The sequence below is a fragment of the Tenacibaculum aestuariivivum genome, from assembly GCF_964507685.1.
Classification (GTDB): domain Bacteria; phylum Bacteroidota; class Bacteroidia; order Flavobacteriales; family Flavobacteriaceae; genus Polaribacter; species Polaribacter aestuariivivum.
Map to the genome: position 1 here is coordinate 1,695,072 of NZ_OZ208414.1, position 21,230 is coordinate 1,716,301.

Sequence of the window (21,230 nt, forward strand, 5' to 3'; positions counted from 1 at the left end):
CATACTTTTATTATGCCTTTACATAACATCAATCCAACTCAAACTGAAGCCTGGAAAAAATTAACGGATCATTTTAGTGAAGCTGAGCAGTATGAGTTAAAAACACTTTTTCGTAAAGATAAAGATAGAAAAGAGCGTTTTTCTATTTATTTAAATAAACTTAAAGTTGATTTTTCTAAAAATCATATCACTCAAAAAACATTAAATTTATTATTAGAGTTAGCAGAAGAAACTAAATTAAAGGATGCTATTGATAAATTTTTTTTAGGTGAAAAAATTAATGTGACAGAAGATAGAGCAGTGCTACATACAGCTTTGAGAAGTAATTCAGACACTCCTATTTTAGTTGATGGAAAAGATATTAAACCAAAAATTAAAACTACATTAAGAAAAATGAAAACCTTTAGCAATAAGGTTATTTCAGGAAAATGGAAAGGATTTACAGGAAAACCAATTACAGATATTGTTAATATAGGTGTTGGAGGTTCTGATTTAGGGCCAAGTATGGTGGTAGAAGGATTGCAGTTTTATAAAAACAGATTAACCTCACATTTTGTTTCTAATATAGATGGCGATCATGTGTTTGAAATACTAAATAAGCTTAATCCAGAAACTACTTTATTTGTCATAGTATCAAAATCATTTTTAACAGATGAAACTATAACAAATGCAAATACTATTAGAAATTGGTTTTTAAAATCGGCTATAGTTTTTGATGTTGCTAAACACTTTGTAGCAGTATCCTCTAATATTGAAGAAGCTATTAATTTTGGTATTGATAAGAAAAATATTTTTCCAATGTGGAGTTGGGTTGGAGGACGATTTTCTTTATGGTCGGCAGTAGGTTTGTCAATTAGCTTGTCAATAGGTTATGATAATTTTAAAGAACTATTGAATGGAGCTGAAGAGGTAGATAACCATTTTAAAACGGCTAGTTTTGATAAAAATATTCCAGTTATATTAGGCTTGTTAAGCATTTGGTCTAATAATTTTTTTAAATCTCAAACAGAGGCAATTTTACCATATAGTCAGTACTTATATAAGTTGCCAACTTATTTGCAACAAGCAATTATGGAAAGTAATGGTAAAGGGGTAGACCGTAATGGTTTAGAGGTAGATTACCAAACAGGTGGAATTATTTGGGGAGGAGCAGGTACTGATGTACAACATGCTTTTATGCAATTATTACATCAAGGAACAAAATTAATTCCAGCAGATTTTATTGGTTTTGAAGAATCTTTACATGGTTTAACAGATCAGCATAAAAAATTAATGGCTAATTATTATGCTCAAATAGAAGCTTTGGCTTATGGTAAGTCAAAACAAGATATTCATTTAGAGTTAAAAACAAATAATAAGCTACATAAGATAAATAAATTATTACCATACAAAGTATGTGTAGGCAACCGTCCAAGTACTTCACTTTTGTTTAAAAAGCTAACACCAAAATCATTAGGAATGATAGTAGCTATCTATGAACATAAAATTTTTACACAGGGTATTATTTGGAATATTTATTCTTTTGACCAGTTTGGAGTAGAGCTAGGTAAAGAACTTGCAAAGAAAATACTAGATGATTAGTTTAAATTTTATTGAAGTAGTATAATAAAAATATAAAAACTCACTTAAAAGCATCTAGCTTTTTATGCTTAAAATTTACTAAGTTTGTAATTAATAAAAACTAGCAAATCATGATTAAAACATTACACTCTTATTGGGCATATATAGTTGTAGCCGTATTAGTTTTTACGGTAATAAATGCGATTGTAGGATTAGTACAGAAAAAAGAATTTACACACAAAGAATTTCGTTTAGGCTTATTTAGTTTAATAACTACTCATATTCAATTATTATTAGGTTTCTTAGTTTATTTTGTAGGAGGTTTTCAAAAAGGATTAGGAGATATGAAAGATGCTAGCGTTAGGTTATTAGCATTAGAACACCCATTAATGATGATAATTGCTATCGTGTTGATAACAATAGGATGGTCAAAACATAAAAAACAAGTTAAAAGTGAAGCTAAATTTAAAACCTTTACTATTTTTTACGGATTAGCATTAGTTTTAATATTATCAAGAATTCCTTGGAGTAATTGGTTTTAATTAATAAAATATAGTCCCGCTTTCGCGGGATTTTTTATTTTAGCAACTTGTTAAATGATAATAATGAAATTTTTAAGTTATATAATCTCATCAATATTTGTAGTAGTCTTTTTTTTACTACTATTAATATTTCATCCTATACAATGGTTAGGACTGAAATTTTTTGGTCAAAAAGGACATCAGAATGTTGTAAATATTATGAATTGGTTTTTAATTCAATCATTATTAATTTTAGGAGTTCGTGTTCAAGTAGAGAACGAGCAAAATTTACCAGAAAATACTAGTTTAATATTTGTATCAAACCATCAAAGTACTTTTGATATATCGCCTATTATTTGGCATTTTAGAAAATACAATCCTAAATTTGTATCTAAAAAAGAATTAGGAAAAGGTATTCCAAGTATTTCATTCAATTTAAGACACGGAGGAGCTGCTTTAATTGATAGAAAAGATGCAAGACAAGCATTAACTGAATTGGCAAGTTTTTCAAAAAGAATAGAAAAAAATAATTGGTCTGCTGCTATTTTTCCTGAAGGAACAAGAAGTACAACAGGAGTACCAAAATCATTTTCACCAAATGGTTTAAAAATGATTACAAAATACAATCCTGGAGCATATGTTGTTCCATTAACAATTAACAATTCATGGAAAGTATTTAAATACGGGAAATTCCCATTAGGATTAGGAAGTCCTATAAAAATTATAACACACAAGCCAATAAAAGTAGGTAGTTTACCGTTTAATGAGTTGATAGCTAGTGTAGAAAGTACTATTAAAGAATCAATTTTATAATCACTTATAAAATATAATTATATATTTATGTCAATACAAAATATCCGAAAGGAAGTAATGAAAACGCTCGAAAAGAACATCGATATTTTCGTAGATAAATTTTTAATACCAGCAGAAAAAATTTGGCAACCAACCGATTTTTTACCAAACTCGCAAAAAGACACTTTTGTTACTGAAGTAGAGGAGATTAGAGAATTGTCAAAAGAGTTAGATGATGATTTTTGGGTGGTATTGGTAGGAGATACCATAACAGAAGAAGCTTTACCAACTTATGAATCGTGGTTGTTAGATTTAGATGGAATTACACAGCACCCTGATAATGGTTGGGCAAAATGGATACGTGCTTGGACGGCAGAAGAAAATCGTCATGGAGATGTATTAAATAAGTATTTATACCTTTCAGGAAGAGTAAATATGCGTGAGGTAGAAATTACAACACAGCATTTAATTACAGATGGGTTTGATATTGGTACCGCTAGTGATCCTTATAAAAACTTTGTATATACGAGTTTTCAAGAGTTAGCAACTTATATTTCTCATTTAAATGTAGGTAAAATAGCTAAAAAGCATGGGCATAAATCTTTAGCTAAAATGTCTAGAATTATTGCAGGAGATGAAATGCGTCATCACCAAGCATATACAGAATTTGTTAAGCAAATTTTTAAGATTGACCCTAGTGAAATGATGTTAGCTTTTCAACATATGATGAAGCATAAAATAGTAATGCCAGCATATCATTTAAGACATTCTTTTGAAGCAAAAGGAAGTTTATTTGATGATTTTTCTACAGTAGCTCAACGAGTAGGTGTATATACTGGTTTTGATTATGTAGACATTATTAAAAAGTTAAATACTGCTTGGGAAATTGATAAAATTACAGGATTAACGCCAGAGGCTGAAAAAGCACGTGATTATTTAATGAAATTACCAGACAGAATGTATCGAATTACAGAACGTATTGTAGTTCCTGATACAAAGTTTGAATTTAAATGGATGATTCCATCATAAATATAATAAAAAAGCGATCTTTACAAAGGTCGCTTTTTTATTTAAAGTTAAAAGCATCTTTATCATTTAAAAAACCAAACTTACTACGAATGTTATTTTGCTTCTCTTTATTTAATTCAATAATAATACAAGTTTCTCCTTTGGTGCTTTTTTTAGATATGCAAGTACCTAAGGTGTTATAAACTATAGATTTTCCGTTGTATTTATAACCATAAGCATCTGTTCCAACCCTATTTACACCAATTGTATAACTCATGTTTTCTATGGCACGTGCTTTTAATAGTATATTCCAAGCTTCAATTCTTGATTTGGGCCAACTCGCTATATAAAGTAGTAGGTCGTAGTTTTCGGTATTTCTAGCCCAAATAGGAAAACGTAAGTCATAACAAATTAAGGCACGAATTTTCCATCCTTTAAAATTAATTAAAGCATTTTTATTGCCAGGTGAAAAAACTTTATGTTCACCAGCTAACGTAAATAAGTGTTTTTTATCATAAAAATCAATTTTACCACAAGGGTGCACAAAAAGTAATCGGTTATAATAATTGTTATTTTCATTAATAATAATACTTCCTGTAATGGCACTGTTTTTTTTAGCAGCTAGTTTTTGTAACCAAACAACGGTTATGCCATCCATTTTTTCAGCTAAATAATTAGCTTCCATAGTAAAACCGGTAGTAAACATTTCAGGTAAAATAATAATATCAATATTATCAGGTAAATTTTCTATTTTTTGCTGAAAATTACTTCTATTTTGAGTAGGATTTTCCCAAACCAAATTAGATTGAATAAGGGCTGTTTTAAGTGTGTTATTGATATTCATTATTATAAAAATGAAGTATTTATTCATGTCAAAAATAAGATAAAAATTGTATTTTGGGTTGATAAAAAAACAGCTATGAATTCTTTTATTTCTGAAACGTTAGATGCTATTTTAGAAACCACTAAATCATTTGAAGATGTTGTATTTATACTTCCATCACAAAGAGCAGGCGTGTTTGCTAAAGAAACTTTTAAAAATAAAATTTTAGCAGGTTTTTTACCTCAAGTTGTTAATATAGGAAGTTTTGTTGAGGAAATTTCTGAAATAAATAAAGCAGATGCTGTTCAATTATTATTTCATTTTTATACCATTTATAAAAAAATAGAAAAAAAACCAGATGCATTTGATGTTTTTTCATCATGGGCTTTTACGGTTTTACAAGATTTTAATGAAATTGATCAACATTTAATTGATCCAAGCGCTATTTTCGTGTACTTAAAGGATATTCATCGTTTAGAAAAATGGTCGGTAAAAGGAACTTTTAAAGAAACTGAATTAATGAAAGACCATTTTTCTTTTATGGAAAAATTAGAGAAGTTTTATACCGTCTTTTATCAATTTTTACTTGAAAATAAAATAGGGTATCAAGGAGTTTTATATCGTGAAGCTACTAAAAAGGTTGGTAGTTTTATTGATGAAAATCAAGATAAAAAATATTTTTTCATAGGGTTTAATGCGCTAAATACAGCAGAAGAATTTATATTTCAACAATTCTTAACACAAGGAAATGCTCAGGTATATTGGGATATTGATAAGGCTTTTTATGAAGGTAATCATCAAGCGGGTAGTTTTCTTAGAAAATATAAGAAAACATGGAAATATTACGATAAAAACTCGATAAAAACCATTAAAGATTATTTTTCTGAATCAAAAAATATTCAAGTAATAGGAGCTTCCAAAAATATTACACAAATAAAGTATGCAGGTGAAATTTTATCAAAATTATCGAACCATAATAATACAGCTTTAGTTTTAGCAGATGAAACACTGCTTCCAATAACTTTAAATTCATTGCCAGCAAGTGTAGATGCCATAAATATTACTATGGGATATCCGTTAAAAGATATTCCAACAACCAGTTTGATTTTTGCTATTTTTCAACTGTTTAATAATCAAGAAAAATTACAAAAAAAAGAAGTAAATCAATTTTATTATAAAGATGTTGTAAGGTTTATAAAAGATGCAGCAATTTATAACTTATTACAAGTTGATGAGGTTAAGAATATAGCCGATGTTATTTCAGAAACTATTGTTAAAGAGAATAGTACTTTTATAACGCAACAGGTAATTAATAATTTTATTTTACCTTTAGAGGATAATATTAAGCAGGTTATTAGTTTAGTATTTAATCCTTTCACAAGTATTGCAGAGTTTTTAGCTAGAATATTACAATTAATAAATGTGTTAAAAGATAATGCAAACGATTTAGAGAAAGAATATCTATTTCGCTTTTACACTGCTTTTACACAGTTACAAAATTTACATAGTGAGTTTAATTATGTACAAGATTTAAAAACATTACATCAATTTTTTAGACAATTAATACAGTCTGAAAGTTTATCATTTCAAGGAGAACCTCTTCAAGGCTTACAGTTAATGGGGGTTTTAGAAACCCGTGTTTTAGACTTTGAAAACGTAATTATTACCTCTGTAAATGAAGGTGTATTACCTGCTAATAGTCAGCAAAATACCTTTATTCCTTTTGATGTCAAAATAGAATTTGGTTTGCCCACTTATAAAGAAAAAGATGCGCTTTTTTCGTATCACTTTTTTAGACTATTACAGCGAGCTAAAAATATTTTTATACTCTATAATACAGAGCATGATGTTTTTGGAAGTGGAGAAAAAAGTCGTTTTGTTACACAACTAGAAATGATGCGAAATGATGTTTCTGAAAAAATAATTAGTCCTAAAGTAGTAACGTCATCTACAAAGTTAAAAGTAATTAAAAAAGATACTCAGGTTTTTGAACGTTTACATGAGCTTGCTAAAAAAGGAATATCTCCATCTGCTTTGACTAATTATTTATACAATCCAATAGCATTTTATAAGCAAAAAATTTTAAAAATAAATGAGTTTGAAAATGTAGAAGAAACTATTGCGGCAAATACTATGGGTACTGTGGTTCATGATACTTTAGAGGCGTTGTATAAACCTTTTTTGAATAAATTTTTAGTAGTTAATGATGTAGTTGAAATGCAACAGAAAACAAAAAAATTAGTTACTTTTTATTTTACCAAACATTTTAAAAATGGAGATATTTCTAAAGGAAAAAACAGGTTAGTATTTGAAGTTGCAAATCGTTTTGTAGAGAATTTTTTAATGAATGAGAAAAAATTGTTGCAAGATGATACAAATCAATTAAAAATTATAGGAACAGAACAAAATTTAGCCGCTAATATTATAGTTGATGGTATTGATTTTCCTATAAAAATACATGGTCAAGTAGATAGAATAGATCAATTAAATGGGGTTATTAGAATTATCGATTATAAAACAGGAATGGTAGATGCAACTAAATTAAAAGTGGTTGATTTTACCAATATTAGAGACTTAAAATATCATAAAGCTATTCAAGTAATGTTGTATGCATTTTTATATACTCAAAACAAACAATTCGATTTTTCAAATACTTTAGAGGCCGGAATTATATCCTTTAAAAATTTAAATAGCGGATTTTTGAAGATGAATTTTTCAGCTAAAAGAGGTGTAAATGATAACTTAATCACAGAAGAAAAACTAGCCGATTTTATGGATGAAATAAAAACGTTTTTAATCGAAATATATAATCCTGAAGTTGATTTTATTGAACCTGCAGATTTGCCTTATTAAGGATGTGTATTTACCCAAACCTCTCCATCTTCAAAATACTCCTTTTTCCAAATAGGTACAGTTTTTTTTAAGGTATCAATAGCAAATTGACAGGCATCAAAAGCTGCATTTCTATGAGGTGATGAAACCGCAATAATTACAGGTACATCTTTTATTTGTAATAAACCTTCGGCATGATGAATGGCAATTTTTTTGATGCTGAATTTAGCGAGAGCTAAATCAGCAATTTTTTGCATTTCTTTAATTGCCATTGGTTTATAGGTAGAAAAATCTAATTGAGTTACGTTTTTATTTTGGGTTGAATTTCTAACAGTTCCAACAAAAGCAGCAATTCCACCGCAAGCGGAATCTTCTACAAAATCATAACATTCTTGTAAATTTAGTTTTTCAGCAGTTACTTTTATAGAGGTTGTGTTCATATCAAATAATAAACAATCACAAATATATATGTTTGAAAAGGTAAATAGTACAAACGAATCAGATTTAAATAATTATTTTTGTAATTATAAATAAAAGACGACACTTTTTAATAAAAAATATGAAAACACTAAACGATTTTAATTTCGAAAATAAAAAAGCCTTAATTAGGGTAGACTTTAATGTGCCTTTAAACGATAAATTTGAAGTAACAGATGCTACAAGAATTCAAGCAGCAAAAGCAACAATTATTAAAGTTTTAGAAGATGGAGGTAGCTGTGTGTTAATGTCGCATTTAGGAAGACCAAAAGGAAAAGAAGATCAATTTTCATTACGTCATATTGTAGCAGAAGTAACTAAAACGTTAGGTGTTCAAGTAAAATTTGTAAATGATTGTATTGGTAGTCAAGTTGCTGATGCCGTAGCAAATTTAAAAAGTGGAGAAATTTTATTGTTAGAAAACTTACGTTTTTATAATGAAGAAAAAGCAGGGGATGTTGCTTTTGCTAAAAAATTATCAAATTGGGGAGATATTTATGTAAATGATGCTTTTGGTACAGCACACAGAGCGCATGCTTCAACAGCTGTAATTGCTCAGTTTTTTACTGATAATAAATGTTTTGGTAACTTATTGGCCACTGAAATAGAAAGTATTGATAAGGTTTTAAATGATGCAGAAAAGCCTGTAACAGCTATTTTAGGAGGAGCAAAAGTATCATCTAAAATTGGAGTTATTGAAAATATTATTGAAAAAGTAGACCACATTATTGTTGGTGGAGGAATGACTTTTACTTTTATAAAAGCGTTAGGTGGAAACATCGGAAATTCATTAGTTGAAGATGATAAATTAAGTTTAGCGTTAACTATTTTGAAATTAGCAAAAGAAAAAAATACAGAAATTCACTTACCTGTTGATGCAGTAATTGCAGATGCTTTTTCTAATGAAGCAAATACACAAATAGTAGATACTACAAAAATTCCTGAAGGATGGATGGGACTTGATTGTGGACCTAAAACTTCAGAAAATTTTGCAGCAGTAATAGCAAAATCTAAAACTATTTTATGGAACGGACCTTTAGGTGTTTTTGAGTTAGAAAATTTTTCAAAAGGTACTATTGAATTAGGAAATGCTATTTCAAAAGCAACTGAAAACGGTGCATTCTCTTTAGTTGGAGGAGGAGACTCTGTAGCTGCAGTAAAACAGTTTGGTTTTGGTGATAAAGTAAGTTATGTTTCTACAGGCGGAGGAGCAATGTTAGAAATGTTAGAAGGAAAAAAATTACCAGGAATTGAAGCTATTTTAAAATAAGCTATCATTTTTGAGTTAAGCTTTTAAATTTTATGTTAATTAAATCGATAAAATGAAATATACCACACTGCCAAATACAAATACCAAAGTTTCTAAAATATGTTTAGGAACCATGACTTGGGGAAATCAGAATACAGAAGCTGATGGACACGAACAGATGGATTATGCTTTATCACAAGGAGTAAATTTTTTTGATACTGCCGAATTATATTCAGTTCCTGCAACTCCTGAAACTTACGGAGCAACGGAAAAAATCATTGGTTCTTGGTTTAAAAAAACAGGAAATCGTGATAAGGTAGTGTTGGCAAGTAAAATTGCAGGCGGTGGTGATTATACTAAACATATTCGTACTGGCGGATTTACAAAACAAAATATTATTGATGCTGTTAACGGAAGTTTAAAACGTTTGCAAACCGATTATATTGATTTATATCAATTACATTGGCCTTCTCGTGGCGTAAATTGTTTTGGTGTACGTGATTATCCGTATAAAACATCGGCAAAAGAGGCTGAAAATCATTTAGAAATTTTAGAAACTTTAAATGATTTAGTAAAACAAGGAAAGATAAAACACATTGGTTTATCGAATGAAACGCCTTGGGGAACAATGAAATATTTACAAACCTCTGAGCAACATAATTTACCAAGAATGAGTACAATTCAAAATTCGTATTCGTTAATTCATAGAGGTTATGATGTTGGAATGAGCGAAGTTTCAATGCGTGAAAATATCGGTTTATTGGCATATTCGCCATTAGCACAAGGTGTTTTATCAGGAAAATATTTAGATGGAAAACATCCCGAAGGGGCAAGAGGAACATTATTTCCACGTTTTATAGCACGTTATATGTCGGAAGGTTCTTTAAAAGCAGTTTCTGAATATTTTAAAATTGCAGAGAAACATGGTTTAACACTTGCTGAATTATCATTAGCATATATTAATCAATTGCCATATGTAACCAGTAATATTATTGGCGCAACAAAAATGCCTCAGTTAAAAGAAAATATCAATTCGATAAATATTAATTTATCCGAAGAAATTTTAAACAAAATTGAAGCTGTTCATGCTTTAATTCCGAATCCTGCGCCATAATAAATTGCAGATTTAATATTTCCATAAAAAAATCTGAAGTAAAATTTTACTTCAGATTTTTTTATGGAAATATTAAAAAAAAATATTAATACCCTATTTTTTTACGTACTCTTTGTAAAACATCAGTAGCCACAGTTTTGGCTTTTTCGGCACCAATTGATAATGCTTTATCTATTTCATTTCTGTTTTCCATGTAATACGCATATTTTGTGCGAATTTCAGCAAAATCTTCAATAATTAGTTCATATAATGCTTGTTTTGCATGACCGTAACCGTAATTTCCGCCTTCGTAATTAGCACGCATTTCAGTAATTTGAGCATCCGAAGCTAATAATTTATAAATAGCAAAAACGTTATCTGTATCAGGGTTTTTAACATCTTCTAGTGCTTTACTATCCGTTTGAATTCCCATTATTTGCTTGCGTAATTTTTTATCTGGTAAGAAAATATTAATAAAATTATTTCTTGATTTACTCATTTTTTCACCATCAGTACCAGGAACTAATTTGGTGTTTTCATTGGTTTTTCCTTGAGGTAGTACTAATGTGTCACCTATTATATTATTTACTCTACTAGCAACATCACGTGCCATTTCTAAATGCTGTAGTTGGTCTTTACCCACAGGAACAATTTGAGCATCATATAATAAAATATCAGCGGCCATTAACATAGGGTAGGTAAATAAACCACTATTTACGTCTGCTAAACGATCAGATTTGTCTTTAAAACCATGGGCTAGTGTTAAACGTTGATACGGAAAATAACAACTTAAATACCAACTTAACTCGGTTACTTGAGGAATATCGCTTTGACGATAAAAAACAGTTTTAGTAATATCAATTCCACAGGCAAGCCAGGTAGCTGCTACACTATAGGTGTTTTCTCTTAATTCGGTGCCGTTTTTAATTTGTGTTAACGAGTGCATATCTGCAATAAAAATAAATGAGTCATTTTTAGAATCATTAGCCATTTCAATAGCTGGTAAAATTGCACCTAATAAGTTTCCTAAGTGTGGAGTTCCTGTACTTTGTACCCCTGTTAAAATTCTTGACATAGTATCTGTTTAAAAAAATTATATAAGCAATGTTTACCATTGCTTTATAATAGCAAAAATAAGCTTTAAATTAGTTAAAAGAAAGAAATTACTACATTCGCATATATGAAATATATACTTTTTCCTTTTCGATTTGTTTGGCGTTTATGGTTTTATTTATTGATGATGATTTCGGTTATTATTATGTCGCCTTTTGTATTAATACTTTTATCAGATGAAAAATATTATGGTACTTTTTGGAAATTAATAAGAATTTGGGCATTTTTTTTAATTTATGGAATGGGTTTTAGGCTAAGGTTTGAAAAACAACAACAAATTGAAGGTGAAAAAAGTTATATTTTTATTGCGAATCACACTTCGTTATTAGATCCATGGATAATGATTGCATCGAGTAAAAATCCTATTTTGTTTGTAGGCAAAAAAGAGTTGTCAAAACTACCTTTATTTGGTTTTTTTTATAAAAAAGCAGTTATTATGGTAGATAGAAAAGATCCTGCAAGTAGAAAAAAAGTATATGCTCACATAAAAAAACGATTAGATACTGGTTTAAGTATTGCTATTTTTCCTGAAGGATTAGTGCCTGCTGAAGATGTTATTTTAGCTCCTTTTATGAACGGAGCATTTAATTTAGCAATACAGTACCAAATGCCTATTGTGCCACAAGTATATTTTGATGGAAAACGTTTGTTTTCTTGGAATATTTACAAGGGGTACCCAGGTGTTTTTAGAGTAAAACAATTACCTTTTATAGAAGTGTCAGGTTTAATTATGAAAGATAAAAAAGTTTTAAATAAAAAAGTTTTTGATTTGTTATATAATGAATTATTAAATGACAAGTTGTATATGAAAGATACTAATCGATTAAGAAATGAGCGAGTACATAAATAATAATTATAGTAGTACCGAAGAAAAACTAAATATTTTAACCCATGGTTTTGGTTTATTGTTAGCAATAATAGCGATGCCTTTTTTAATTTTAAAATCGGTAAATTATCAATCCTTTTTTAAAATAGCTAGCTTTAGTATTTATGGATTGAGTTTAATTATTTTATATGCGGCATCTACTTTTTACCACGCAGCCCAAAAACCTAAACTTCGTAGAAGACTTAATATTTTTGATCATGCAGCAATTTATGTTTTAATTGCAGGAACTTATACACCATTTTGTTTAGTAACACTTCCTGAAAAATCAGGTTGGTATTTATGTGTATTTGTGTGGTTGTTTGCTTTAATAGGTATTGTTTTAAAGTTTTTTTTTACTGGAAAGTATGATAAATTGTCAACAGCTTTATATTTAATAATGGGTTGGCAAGTAATTTTTTTAATACAACCATTAATAAATAACTTACCGTACAACGGCTTATTTTATTTAATTATAGGAGGTGTTTTTTATACGGTGGGTGCTATTTTGTATTCTATTAAAAAAGTACCTTATAATCATGCCATTTTTCATGTGTTTGTACTTTTAGGAAGTTTTAGTCATTTTTGGGCTATATACATGTATGTGTAATTTTACCACTCTGAAAAAGGAAGTTTACTTAAATTAGAATTATAGTATTTAATAACTCCAGTTACTTCAGTGCCAAGCCAATTTGGTTTACAAAATTTTTCATGTTCATGCTCTAGTTCTATTTCAGCAACAAGCAAGCCTTTGTTTTTGCCTAAAAATTCATCAACTTCAAATGTATGATTATCAACTTTTACTAAATAACGATATTTTTCAATAATACCTTTTTCGCATAAATTTAATAACTCTTTTGCTTCTTGTAAGTCAATTTCTTTTTCCCATTCAAACCTAGTTGTACCACTTTTATTAGAAGTACCTTTAATGGTTAAAAAACCAGTATTATCTTTTATACGAACTCTTACAACACGCTCTTTTTTAGAGTTTAAAAAACCTTGCTTTATGTAGTTTTTTTGATAAGCTACTTGTTTATACTGATTGGATGTTACTAAGAATTTTCGTTCTATTTCAAAAGCCATAAAAAGTTGAGTCAAATTTTTACGAATGTATCATTTTTGTAGTTATTATTAAATACCTTTGAAGTTATTAATTATTAAAAACTTCAATTTAATGGCATTAATTACAACAAAAGCAATTGTTATTAGTGTTATAAAATATGGCGACACTAGTTTAATTGTAAAGTGTTTTACTTTAGAGGAAGGTATTCGATCGTATATGATACGAGGTGTTTTAAAATCTAAGAAAGGAAAGCTTAAAAAAGCTTATTTTCAGCCATTAAACCAATTACTTATTGAGGCCAGTCATAATAATAAAAATGCATTAAACTCTATAAGAGAAGCGCAAGTTATTAATCCTTATGAACATATATATACCTCTGTAGTCAAACAAACCATTGTGCTTTTTTTATCAGAAATACTATCAAGTATTATTAAAGAGGAAGAAAAAAATGAAGTATTGTATGAGTATATTGAAACAGCTTTAATTTGGTTAGATACACATAATCAAATAGCTAATTTTCATTTACTGTTTTTGTTGAATTTATCGAGGTTTTTAGGTTTTTATCCTGATGTTTCTGAGTCTCATAAAGCAGCTTTCAATTTACTAGAAGGACGGTTTGTAGATGCCGAGTATGAGAAATTATCACTAACAGGAAATGATTTAACTCTTTTTAAGAGGTTATTAGGCATAAATTTTGATGCAATAAATACAGTTTCGTACCATAAAAACGAAAGACAAATTATACTTAGAGCTATAATTTTATATTTTGAATTACATTTAGAGGGGTTTAGAGAGCCAAAATCATTAAATATTTTAGAAACCGTATTTAGTTAATTTATGAAGCAAGTTATTACAATATTTTTTCTATTTACATTTGGTGTTCTTTTTTCACAAACTCTTACTATAATTGATGCTGAAACAGGTAAAAGAATTAATAATGTTACGGTTTTTAATAAAAATAAAACAACAGTAGCAGTTAGTAATTTTCAAGGTGTTGTTTCTATTACTGATTTTAAAACTGCTGAAACTATTATTTTTTCACATGTTAGTTATACCGAATATGAAGAAAAAAAAATAACGTTACAGCAAAATAATTGTCAAGTTTATTTATCAAAATATTCTGAGAAATTAGATGAAATAGTGGTTTCTGTTTTTAAAAATAAAGAAAAAGCTAATAGAATAGCTGAGCAAATAGCAGTAGTTTCATTAAAAGATATTCAAAAAATATCTCCACAAACTTCGGCAGATTTATTAGGGTGTATTCCTGGAGTTAAAATACAAAAATCGCAATTTGGTGGAGGTAGTCCTGTGCTTAGAGGAATGGAAAGTAACCGTGTTTTGTTGGTGGTTGATGGAGTACGAATGAATAATGCCATATACAGAAAAGGGCATTTACAAAATTCAATTACAGTCAATCCAAATTTACTAGAACGAACAGAAGTGGTTTTTGGACCTTCATCTGTTATTTATGGTTCTGATGCACTTGGAGGTGTAATTCATTATTATACGAAAGCTCCAAAAATATCTAGCGAACAAAATATTAAAGGAAGTAATTTTTTACGATATAGTAGTGTAAATAATGAAGTGACCAATTCGTTAACAGCCGAATTACAATTTAAAAAGTGGGCATCGTTAACAAGTATATCCCATAGTAGTTTTGGTGATTTAAAAATGGGGCAAAATAGCACTCATGGTTTTGATGATTGGGGTAAAGTATTTTTTTATTCAGATAATTTAAACGGAAACTATACTGATAATCCGAAGGAAAATAAGGATGTAAATTTGCAGAAAAATACAGGGTTTAGTCAAACTGATTTTCTTCAAAAGTTTTTTATTCCTTTATCAAAAAATACTGATTTAAACTTCAATATTCAATACTCAACATCATCAGATATACCAAGATTTGATAAATTAACGGAGTTGAAAGATAGTAATTTAAAGTTTGCAGAATGGTATTACGGTCCTCAAAACCGTTTATTAGTTTCATCTCAGTTAGAAATACGTCCGAATAAAAAATTGTTAAACAAGGGTACAGTTACCCTTGCATATCAAAATATTGAAGAAAGTCGTGTTCAAAGAAAATTTAATAGCATTGAACGATCGTATAAATTTGAAGACGTAAATGTTTTTAGTGTAAATGCAGATTTTATGGTTCCATTAGCAAAAAAACGCGATTTAGGCTATGGTTTTGAAGTTACTTATAATGATGTGAAGTCTAATTCTTATGGAAAAACATTAAATATTATAGATGACAAAATAAACGGATTTAATGATAGTTTTGTAGTACAATCTCGCTATCCTGATGGAGGCAGTAGTTACTTTAGTACTGCAATGTATTTAGATTATCGCCAAGATATTACTTCAAATTCTACTTTAAATACAGGAATTCGATTAACCAACACGAAATTAGATGCTAGATGGGTGGATGAAACATTTATAAAATTACCTAACAATGATATTAGTCTTAACAATACCGCATTAACTGCAACTGCTGGTTATGTGTATAAACCTGTTAAAAATTGGCAATTAAACGCTGTATTATCATCAGGATTTCGTTCGCCAAATATTGATGATGTTGGAAAAGTTAGAGAAAAAAATAAGGAAGTGACCGTGCCAAATATCAGCTTAAAACCAGAACATGCTTACAATGCCGAAATTGGTGCTCAAAAATATTTTAATGATAAAAAGTTTCAAATCGGTGCAAATATGTATTATACTTTACTGAATAATTATATTTATCGAGAAGCTTTTATATTAAATGGTAGTCCTAAAATTTCTTATGAAGGAGAAGATATAATTACTGTAGCAAATGTAAATAAAGGAACAGCTTATATAACGGGTGTAACGGTAAGTTATCAAGGAAAATTTTCTAGACATTGGAAAACATCAGGTTCTTTTACATATACAAAAGGAAGGTCATATGATACTGATTTGCCATTATCATCAATACCACCACTATTTGGTCGTTTTGAGTTAAATTATTCAAATAATAAGTTTCAAACAGGAGTTAATTTTATTTTTAATGCTAAAAAAAATATCTCAGATTATAATTTAGAAGAGGGTATTGATAACTACGAACAAACACCAATTATAAATAAAAATGCAGTAGAAGTTACTGATAAATACTATGGTACTCCAAGCTTTACTAATGTTGGGGTATATGCAAAGTATATTGTAAATTCGAATTTGTTAATACAAACACAGTGTACTAATTTATTTGACAATCATTATAAAGAATTTGCTTCAGGAGTATCAGCTCCTGGACAAAATATTTCAATATCATTATTAACCAATTTTTAACCAAACACATGATTAATATTTTTAAAATAGTAAGTTTATTAGAAGGAGTTTCTTATTTATTATTGCTTTTTATAGCGGTGCCTATTAAGTATTTTCAAGGAAACCCAGAATATGTAAAAATGCTTGGAATGCCTCACGGATTGTTATTTGTAGCCTATATAATTATGGCAATTATGTTAAAGTTTGAGTTGAATTGGAATGCTAAAACTTTCGGAATAGTTTGTTTACTTTCTGTTTTACCTTTCGGAACTTTTTTTGTTAGTAGGTATTTAAAAGCTTAATACTAGTACTTTTCGTATCATAATTAAAACACTTAAAAGCAGGTACTTACTTATTTTTAAGTGTTTTTTATTTTTTAACATTTTGTTAACGTTTTTATTTTTTTATTTCAAAATAGGGTTACCCCTTAAAACGTTAACATTTTTTAAATAAAAATTTTATAATTTTATAAGAGTATTAAAGAACAGATCATTTTTTAGTACCTGCTAGCTAGTAAAAAGAAGAAGAATGTTTATAAATTGCGCGCATTTTTCTTTTTAATTTTTTTGATGTACTATCCTTGTTTATAAAATATCAAGGAGTAAAAATTAATGAATAAACTTTAAAATTTAAAAAATAAAAAAGGCAATTTTAGTAGTAGCAATGGTGTTTGCTACAGGTAGTTTTGTAAATGCGAATACTAGTGAAATAGTTGTTAGTGAAGTAAGTGAAGGTCCAAAAGGTGATTGTGCTACGGACGCATTGAATTTCGGCTCAATGTTTGGCGGAAGTTACACAGCTACTGATTGGTATTATAGTACTTTTTGTTAAAATAAATAAGGCTAGTAGCATAATTTTTTATGCTACTAGTTTTTAAATAAATTTAAATATGAAAATAAAAGCACTATTAATTATTGTTTTTTTTACAATAACAGTAAAAAGTCAAATAATAAAACAAGGAATTATAACATATGAAAAAAGTTATATAGAAAAAATATTTACAAAAGATAAGGATAAAACTCCTAGTTTTGCTAAGTTTAAAATGATTGAAGAAAAAACTATTGATGTTTTAAAATCAATTAGGTTTAAATTGAAATTTACTAGAACAGCAAGTACTTTTTCAGTTGTACCTTCTTTAATAATAGAAGAGAATATGTTTTCGGGAATGGCTTTGATTCCTGAAGGTAAAGGACAGTATTATAACGATGAAAACAATATATTATCAGAAAAAAACACTTTTGGAGAAGATTTTTTAATAACAGATGAACCATTAAAATGGGAGTTAAAAAATGAAACAAAAAAAATAGGAATTTATTTATGTTATAAAGCTACAGCAATAGAGAGAAAACTAAAGAAAGGTAAAATGAAAGAATATCCTGTTATAGCTTGGTATTGCCCTGAAATAAATGCTTCTTTTGGTCCTGTAGGACTTGCTGGTTTACCTGGTTTAATTTTAGAAGTAAATAAAGGTAGATTGAGATATACAGCTACTAAAATTAATTTAAATCCGAAGAAGAATATAAAAATAACAAAAATAACAAAAGGAAAAAAAGTTACTCGCAAAGAAATGAATCAAATGTTAGATGAAGCGATGGGTAATTTCAAGAAAAATAAAGGGTATTAAAAAGATAAAAATAGATGTTAAAAAAAGTACTATTAATCTTGCTAGTTATTGCATCTATTTTTACTTTAAATGCTCAAAATATTGTTCTTAAAGGAATTGTAAAAGATAGTTTACAAAGCCCATTGTCGTATACTAATATTATTGCAAAGCCAACTGATGTTAGTAAAAACATCAGTTTTGCTATTACTGATGAGCAAGGTAGGTATCGTTTGAAACTTGTTAAAAATAAAACATATACTATTGATATTAGTTATGTAGGCTATGAAAAAATAGCTTTCGAAATTACGCCGACAGAAAATACGCTTAAAAATTTTATTTTAAAAGAAGCTAAAAATCGGTTAGACGAAGTTATTATAGAATTACCAATAATAGTAAAACAAGACACCATTATTTATAATACCGATAAGTTTGTAAATGGTAGCGAACGTAAACTTCAAAATATTCTTAAAAAATTACCAGGTGTTGAAGTCGATAAAAACGGAGGAGTTACCGTACAAGGTAAAAAAGTAACCAAATTATTGGTTGATGGAAAAGCTTTTTTTGGGGGCGGTACAAAATTAGGTGTTCAAAATATACCTGCAGATGCTGTTAATAAAGTTGAAGTTATTGATAATTATAATGAAGTATCATTTTTAAAAGGTTTCACAGATTCTGATAAAATGGCCATGAATATTCAACTTAAAGAAGATAAGAAAAATTTTATTTTTGGTGATGTTGAAGCAGGAACAGGTGTTGGTTATGAATCCTCTTATAAAGCTAATGCCAATTTATTTTATTATTCGCCTAAAACCAATGTGAATTTTATAGGAAATACCAATAATATAGGAGAAAAAACATTTACGTTTGATGATTATATGAATTTTCAAGGAGGCGTAAATGCTGTTTTTAACAGTAATTTTAATTGGAAAGGTGGTGATTTATCACAATTTTTAGAAAATAAAGATGTTTTGAAAAGTACCCAGCGTTTTGCGGCTTTAAACATTACAAAAACAGTCGCAAGTAAATTAGATGTTTCGGGATACGCTATTTTTTCTCATAATTTAACAAATAGTTTTACGCAAGGATTGAATCAATATACTACTTTTTTAGAAGAAACAAAAAATGAAACTACTTCAAAAAATATTTTAGGATTCGGTAAATTAAGCCTTGAATATACACCTAATTTTAAAGAAAAGTGGTATGTAAGAACTCAGGTTAAAAAATCAACTCTAAATAATAATAAAACGATTTTATCGACAATAAATACGGAGATGGATAATATAAATACTATCAAAGAAAATGATATTTGGTATGTAACTAAAAATATAGAATGGCATAAAAAACAATCACAAAAACATACTTTTTCATCTGTAGTAAATTATACTTTTGATAAAAATAATCCACTTACTTTTTGGAATGCTTCAAAGCCTTTTTTAGCCCGAATTAAACCTATTATTCAACCTTTAAATATTGATCAAGAATTTTTACAACTTCATCAATTAAATAAAACCGAAAAACACTATTTACATACCGTTTTTAAACATTTTTGGGTGTTAAATAGCAATCATCATATGTATACAACTGTTGGAAATACATATCAACAAGAAAAATTTATAAGTGATAATTTTCAAATATTAGATAATACTACAATTAATAATTTTTCAAAAGAAGGTTTTAATAATAACACTGTTTTAAAACATAACGATTTTTTTGCAGGATTACATTATAAGTTTAGAACCGGAATATTTACTTTTAAACAAGGTACGTATCTGCATAATTATAATTGGAAAGTAAGTCAAGAAAATAATTTTAAAAAAAATAAATGGGTTTTATTACCTGATTTTTTAATGAAAATAGCCTTTACTAAATCGAAAAAAGTGGAATTAAATTATAATTTAAAAACTAATTTTTCTGATGCTTCTAAACTCGCTAATCGTTTTTATTTACAATCGTATAATTCAGTATTTAAAGGAAATTCAACGTTAGAAAACGAATTATTTCATTCGGCACGTATACGGTACAGTCGTTTTAGTATGTACAGAGGTTTAATGTTACATGCTAGTGCTAATTATATAAAAAAAATTAAAGGTTTTAGTAATTTAGTTAATTTTGATGGAATAAACAGGTTTATATCTCCCGAAATTTTAAATAACCCTAATAAAAATTGGAGTGCTACAGCATCACTTAAAAAGCGTATCAAAAAAATAAGATATAATCTGACAGGAAGTTATAGTAATTCAATTTTTACGCAGAAAATAAATACTACTTTGACAACTAATAAAAGTGATAATTATTCTTTTGATGTAGGCTTTGAAACCTTGTATGATAATTTTCCAAGATTAGAAATTGGGTTTAAAACAGCTATTGGAAATTATACATTAAGTAACTCAATATCAAAATTTACCACCAATGAACCATACGTAAATATTGATTATGATTTTTTAAAAGGATTTATATTTAATTTTGATTATACACTTTATAATTATAAAAATCAAGAAATTTATAATACATATGAAATTGCAAATGCTGTATTATCTTATCAAAAAGAAGATAGCCCTTGGTTATTTAAACTCACTAGTCAAAATTTATTTGATACCGCTTTTAAACAAAGTAATAGTTTTTCTGATTATTTAATTACCGATTCTAAAACTTATATTATGCCAAGAGTGGTATTGTTTAGTATTGGGTATAAATTATAAAAAATATTTTAGCCGCCACTAACAGGTGGAATAATAGCAATTGTACTGTTTTCTTTGATTATAACATCATCTTTAGCATAACTTTCATTAATAGCTACAGCAAATGAGCTCATGCTCTCTAACTTAGGTTCTTGTTTTACAAGTAATTTTTTAAAATCACTAACAGTACAATTAATAGGAAGTGTTACTTCTAAAGAAGCGCTTCCTATTAAATCTGTAGCAATACCAAAAAGTAATACGTTTGTCTTCATAAATC

The 21,230-nt window shown here is 28.2% G+C and carries 20 protein-coding genes; 15 read left to right on the forward strand and 5 right to left on the reverse strand.

All coding sequences use genetic code 11. The features are described from left to right. The first annotated feature begins 12 nt into the window (after nucleotides 1-12). The 4 genes from pgi to ACN5J4_RS07515 all read left to right on the forward strand — a co-directional run bounded on the left by pgi (nucleotide 13) and on the right by ACN5J4_RS07515 (nucleotide 3,902). The gene (gene pgi / locus ACN5J4_RS07500; protein ID WP_418649394.1) at nucleotides 13-1,581 is read left to right on the forward strand and encodes a glucose-6-phosphate isomerase; all 1,569 of its coding nucleotides are present in this window, start codon (nucleotides 13-15) and stop codon (nucleotides 1,579-1,581) included. A 110-nt stretch (nucleotides 1,582-1,691) separates the two neighbouring features. Beyond that, nucleotides 1,692-2,102, forward strand: a complete 411-nt coding sequence (locus ACN5J4_RS07505; protein ID WP_418649395.1) for a hypothetical protein — start codon at nucleotides 1,692-1,694, stop codon at nucleotides 2,100-2,102. 63 nt (nucleotides 2,103-2,165) lie between these two features. After that, the gene (locus tag ACN5J4_RS07510; protein WP_418649396.1) at nucleotides 2,166-2,894 is read left to right on the forward strand and encodes a lysophospholipid acyltransferase family protein; all 729 of its coding nucleotides are present in this window, start codon (nucleotides 2,166-2,168) and stop codon (nucleotides 2,892-2,894) included. Nucleotides 2,895-2,921: 27 nt separating this feature from the next. Beyond that, on the forward strand, nucleotides 2,922-3,902 hold the full coding sequence (locus ACN5J4_RS07515) for an acyl-ACP desaturase (RefSeq protein ID WP_418649397.1): 981 nt from the start codon (nucleotides 2,922-2,924) through the stop codon (nucleotides 3,900-3,902). A gap of 37 nt (nucleotides 3,903-3,939) precedes the next feature. On the opposite strand, the gene ACN5J4_RS07520 is transcribed toward ACN5J4_RS07515, so the two are convergent. Then, the gene (locus tag ACN5J4_RS07520) at nucleotides 3,940-4,725 is read right to left on the reverse strand and encodes an amidohydrolase (protein ID WP_418649398.1); all 786 of its coding nucleotides are present in this window, start codon (nucleotides 4,723-4,725) and stop codon (nucleotides 3,940-3,942) included. Nucleotides 4,726-4,800: 75 nt separating this feature from the next. On the opposite strand from ACN5J4_RS07520, the gene ACN5J4_RS07525 reads away from it, so the two are divergent. Further along, nucleotides 4,801-7,557, forward strand: a complete 2,757-nt coding sequence (locus ACN5J4_RS07525) for a PD-(D/E)XK nuclease family protein (RefSeq protein ID WP_418649399.1) — start codon at nucleotides 4,801-4,803, stop codon at nucleotides 7,555-7,557. On the opposite strand, the gene ACN5J4_RS07530 is transcribed toward ACN5J4_RS07525, so the two are convergent. Beyond that, on the reverse strand, nucleotides 7,554-7,976 hold the full coding sequence (locus ACN5J4_RS07530; RefSeq protein ID WP_418649400.1) for a molybdenum cofactor biosynthesis protein MoaE: 423 nt from the start codon (nucleotides 7,974-7,976) through the stop codon (nucleotides 7,554-7,556). The two genes, ACN5J4_RS07525 and ACN5J4_RS07530, sit on opposite strands and share 4 nt — an antisense overlap. A gap of 119 nt (nucleotides 7,977-8,095) precedes the next feature. On the opposite strand from ACN5J4_RS07530, the gene ACN5J4_RS07535 reads away from it, so the two are divergent. Together ACN5J4_RS07535 and ACN5J4_RS07540 are read left to right on the forward strand one after the other, a co-directional pair. Beyond that, on the forward strand, nucleotides 8,096-9,283 hold the full coding sequence (locus ACN5J4_RS07535) for a phosphoglycerate kinase (RefSeq protein WP_418649401.1): 1,188 nt from the start codon (nucleotides 8,096-8,098) through the stop codon (nucleotides 9,281-9,283). 52 nt (nucleotides 9,284-9,335) lie between these two features. Further along, nucleotides 9,336-10,376 (forward strand): NADP(H)-dependent aldo-keto reductase, encoded by a 1,041-nt coding sequence (locus ACN5J4_RS07540; protein WP_418649402.1) that lies wholly within the window; start codon nucleotides 9,336-9,338, stop codon nucleotides 10,374-10,376. 85 nt (nucleotides 10,377-10,461) lie between these two features. Here the strand turns inward: ACN5J4_RS07540 and trpS are convergent, their stop codons facing one another. Next, nucleotides 10,462-11,430: a tryptophan--tRNA ligase gene (gene trpS, locus ACN5J4_RS07545; RefSeq protein WP_418649403.1), complete on the reverse strand. Its 969-nt coding sequence runs from the start codon at nucleotides 11,428-11,430 to the stop codon at nucleotides 10,462-10,464. A 105-nt stretch (nucleotides 11,431-11,535) separates the two neighbouring features. On the opposite strand from trpS, the gene ACN5J4_RS07550 reads away from it, so the two are divergent. Both ACN5J4_RS07550 and trhA read left to right on the forward strand, forming a co-directional pair. Next, nucleotides 11,536-12,318 carry a lysophospholipid acyltransferase family protein gene (locus ACN5J4_RS07550; RefSeq protein WP_418649404.1) on the forward strand — a complete coding sequence of 261 codons (783 nt, stop codon included), beginning with the start codon at nucleotides 11,536-11,538 and terminating at the stop codon, nucleotides 12,316-12,318. After that, nucleotides 12,299-12,940: a PAQR family membrane homeostasis protein TrhA gene (gene trhA / locus ACN5J4_RS07555; RefSeq protein ID WP_418649405.1), complete on the forward strand. Its 642-nt coding sequence runs from the start codon at nucleotides 12,299-12,301 to the stop codon at nucleotides 12,938-12,940. The genes ACN5J4_RS07550 and trhA overlap by 20 nt, the downstream gene beginning before the upstream one ends. 2 nt (nucleotides 12,941-12,942) lie before the next feature. Here trhA and ACN5J4_RS07560 read toward each other — a convergent pair whose 3' ends face one another. Further along, nucleotides 12,943-13,413, reverse strand: coding sequence for a CYTH domain-containing protein (locus ACN5J4_RS07560; RefSeq protein ID WP_418651150.1), 471 nt, complete (start codon nucleotides 13,411-13,413; stop codon nucleotides 12,943-12,945). Nucleotides 13,414-13,504: 91 nt separating this feature from the next. Here ACN5J4_RS07560 and recO point away from each other — a divergent pair, with 91 nt between their 5' ends. The 6 genes from recO to ACN5J4_RS07590 all read left to right on the forward strand — a co-directional run bounded on the left by recO (nucleotide 13,505) and on the right by ACN5J4_RS07590 (nucleotide 20,974). Next, on the forward strand, nucleotides 13,505-14,227 hold the full coding sequence (recO, locus tag ACN5J4_RS07565; RefSeq protein WP_418649406.1) for a DNA repair protein RecO: 723 nt from the start codon (nucleotides 13,505-13,507) through the stop codon (nucleotides 14,225-14,227). Nucleotides 14,228-14,230: 3 nt separating this feature from the next. After that, nucleotides 14,231-16,693 (forward strand): TonB-dependent receptor, encoded by a 2,463-nt coding sequence (locus ACN5J4_RS07570; protein ID WP_418649407.1) that lies wholly within the window; start codon nucleotides 14,231-14,233, stop codon nucleotides 16,691-16,693. A gap of 8 nt (nucleotides 16,694-16,701) precedes the next feature. Next, complete coding sequence (locus tag ACN5J4_RS07575) at nucleotides 16,702-16,974, forward strand: DUF3817 domain-containing protein (protein ID WP_418649408.1); 273 nt, start codon at nucleotides 16,702-16,704, stop codon at nucleotides 16,972-16,974. Between the two features lie 361 nt (nucleotides 16,975-17,335). Then, nucleotides 17,336-17,503: a hypothetical protein gene (locus ACN5J4_RS07580; RefSeq protein ID WP_418649409.1), complete on the forward strand. Its 168-nt coding sequence runs from the start codon at nucleotides 17,336-17,338 to the stop codon at nucleotides 17,501-17,503. 58 nt (nucleotides 17,504-17,561) lie between these two features. Next, the gene (locus ACN5J4_RS07585; RefSeq protein WP_418649410.1) at nucleotides 17,562-18,296 is read left to right on the forward strand and encodes a GLPGLI family protein; all 735 of its coding nucleotides are present in this window, start codon (nucleotides 17,562-17,564) and stop codon (nucleotides 18,294-18,296) included. A gap of 14 nt (nucleotides 18,297-18,310) precedes the next feature. Next, entirely contained in the window at nucleotides 18,311-20,974 is a 2,664-nt protein-coding gene (locus tag ACN5J4_RS07590; protein ID WP_418649411.1) for a carboxypeptidase-like regulatory domain-containing protein, read from the forward strand. A gap of 8 nt (nucleotides 20,975-20,982) precedes the next feature. On the opposite strand, the gene ACN5J4_RS07595 is transcribed toward ACN5J4_RS07590, so the two are convergent. Next, nucleotides 20,983-21,225, reverse strand: a complete 243-nt coding sequence (locus ACN5J4_RS07595; RefSeq protein WP_418649412.1) for a MoaD/ThiS family protein — start codon at nucleotides 21,223-21,225, stop codon at nucleotides 20,983-20,985. Between the last annotated feature and the right edge of the window lie 5 nt (nucleotides 21,226-21,230).

What these genes read in the sequence shown, in the direction of transcription:
- trhA (WP_418649405.1), top strand. Translation starts at nt 12,299, where the DNA reads ATGAGCGAGTACATAAATAATAATTATAGTAGTACCGAAGAAAAACTA.
- ACN5J4_RS07530 (WP_418649400.1), bottom strand. Translation starts at nt 7,976, where the DNA reads ATGAACACAACCTCTATAAAAGTAACTGCTGAAAAACTAAATTTACAA.
- ACN5J4_RS07575 (WP_418649408.1), top strand. Translation starts at nt 16,702, where the DNA reads ATGATTAATATTTTTAAAATAGTAAGTTTATTAGAAGGAGTTTCTTAT.
- ACN5J4_RS07590 (WP_418649411.1), top strand. Translation starts at nt 18,311, where the DNA reads ATGTTAAAAAAAGTACTATTAATCTTGCTAGTTATTGCATCTATTTTT.
- ACN5J4_RS07520 (WP_418649398.1), bottom strand. Translation starts at nt 4,725, where the DNA reads ATGAATATCAATAACACACTTAAAACAGCCCTTATTCAATCTAATTTG.
- ACN5J4_RS07535 (WP_418649401.1), top strand. Translation starts at nt 8,096, where the DNA reads ATGAAAACACTAAACGATTTTAATTTCGAAAATAAAAAAGCCTTAATT.
- pgi (WP_418649394.1), top strand. Translation starts at nt 13, where the DNA reads ATGCCTTTACATAACATCAATCCAACTCAAACTGAAGCCTGGAAAAAA.
- ACN5J4_RS07515 (WP_418649397.1), top strand. Translation starts at nt 2,922, where the DNA reads ATGTCAATACAAAATATCCGAAAGGAAGTAATGAAAACGCTCGAAAAG.
- ACN5J4_RS07570 (WP_418649407.1), top strand. Translation starts at nt 14,231, where the DNA reads ATGAAGCAAGTTATTACAATATTTTTTCTATTTACATTTGGTGTTCTT.
- ACN5J4_RS07505 (WP_418649395.1), top strand. Translation starts at nt 1,692, where the DNA reads ATGATTAAAACATTACACTCTTATTGGGCATATATAGTTGTAGCCGTA.
- ACN5J4_RS07580 (WP_418649409.1), top strand. Translation starts at nt 17,336, where the DNA reads ATGGTGTTTGCTACAGGTAGTTTTGTAAATGCGAATACTAGTGAAATA.
- ACN5J4_RS07510 (WP_418649396.1), top strand. Translation starts at nt 2,166, where the DNA reads ATGAAATTTTTAAGTTATATAATCTCATCAATATTTGTAGTAGTCTTT.
- ACN5J4_RS07540 (WP_418649402.1), top strand. Translation starts at nt 9,336, where the DNA reads ATGAAATATACCACACTGCCAAATACAAATACCAAAGTTTCTAAAATA.
- ACN5J4_RS07560 (WP_418651150.1), bottom strand. Translation starts at nt 13,413, where the DNA reads ATGGCTTTTGAAATAGAACGAAAATTCTTAGTAACATCCAATCAGTAT.
- trpS (WP_418649403.1), bottom strand. Translation starts at nt 11,430, where the DNA reads ATGTCAAGAATTTTAACAGGGGTACAAAGTACAGGAACTCCACACTTA.
- recO (WP_418649406.1), top strand. Translation starts at nt 13,505, where the DNA reads ATGGCATTAATTACAACAAAAGCAATTGTTATTAGTGTTATAAAATAT.
- ACN5J4_RS07595 (WP_418649412.1), bottom strand. Translation starts at nt 21,225, where the DNA reads ATGAAGACAAACGTATTACTTTTTGGTATTGCTACAGATTTAATAGGA.
- ACN5J4_RS07550 (WP_418649404.1), top strand. Translation starts at nt 11,536, where the DNA reads ATGAAATATATACTTTTTCCTTTTCGATTTGTTTGGCGTTTATGGTTT.
- ACN5J4_RS07525 (WP_418649399.1), top strand. Translation starts at nt 4,801, where the DNA reads ATGAATTCTTTTATTTCTGAAACGTTAGATGCTATTTTAGAAACCACT.
- ACN5J4_RS07585 (WP_418649410.1), top strand. Translation starts at nt 17,562, where the DNA reads ATGAAAATAAAAGCACTATTAATTATTGTTTTTTTTACAATAACAGTA.